Genomic DNA, 592 nt, shown 5'->3' with positions numbered 1-592 from the left:
TTTTCGGGGTTGCGCACGAGCGCGGTGACGGTGTGGCCGCGCGACACGGCTTCGGTCAGGATTTCCTTGCCGACAAAGCCGGTAGCGCCGATCAGTGCAATTTTCATGGGGATGCTCCTTTGGTGATGCGGTGTTGGAGTGGGTGGTTATTTATGGTAACTCCATAGCGCTTCGGCAAAGGTGCCGAAAGAAGGCATGTTCACGTGCACAAGGCACATGAAGGGAACCGCATGACCGCCATGACGCCGATGCAGCCATCCGTGCCGCTTCTCCAAACCAATGCCGGCTTTGCCCTCGACGCGGAGGGCGGGTGTCCGATTCGCGAGGTGCTGGACCGGGTGGGCGATACGTGGAGCCTGCTCGTGATCTTCAACCTGCAAGGACGGCCGGTGCGGTTCAACGCGCTGCGGCGGATGATCGAGGGGATTTCGCAGCGCATGCTGACGGTGACGCTGCGCTCGCTGGAACGCGACGGGCTGGTTCGGCGCACGGTGAAGCCGACCACGCCGCCGGAAGTGGAATATGCGCTGACGGAACTCGGGCAATCGATCGCCGTGCCGGTGGCGGCACTCGGCAGCTGGGCGGCGCAGAA

Annotated in this window: 2 protein-coding genes; one reads left to right on the top strand and one right to left on the bottom strand. The window is 63.2% G+C overall.

What is annotated here, in order from left to right; genetic code table 11:
• A partial coding sequence (locus RTX98_RS13985) for an NAD(P)H-binding protein (RefSeq protein WP_312797333.1) occupies positions 1-107 on the bottom strand: 107 nt, incomplete at its 3' end.
• A 123-nt stretch (positions 108-230) separates the two neighbouring features.
• Here RTX98_RS13985 and RTX98_RS13980 point away from each other — a divergent pair.
• Positions 231-592: winged helix-turn-helix transcriptional regulator (locus RTX98_RS13980; protein WP_416223129.1), on the top strand; the 362-nt coding region annotated here is incomplete at its 3' end.

Source organism: Tianweitania sp. (assembly GCF_032053605.1).
Classification (GTDB): Bacteria; Pseudomonadota; Alphaproteobacteria; order Rhizobiales; family Rhizobiaceae; genus Tianweitania.
The sequence above is the reverse complement of the archived record's forward strand: the minus strand, read 5'-3'. Positions and strand labels throughout refer to the sequence as shown.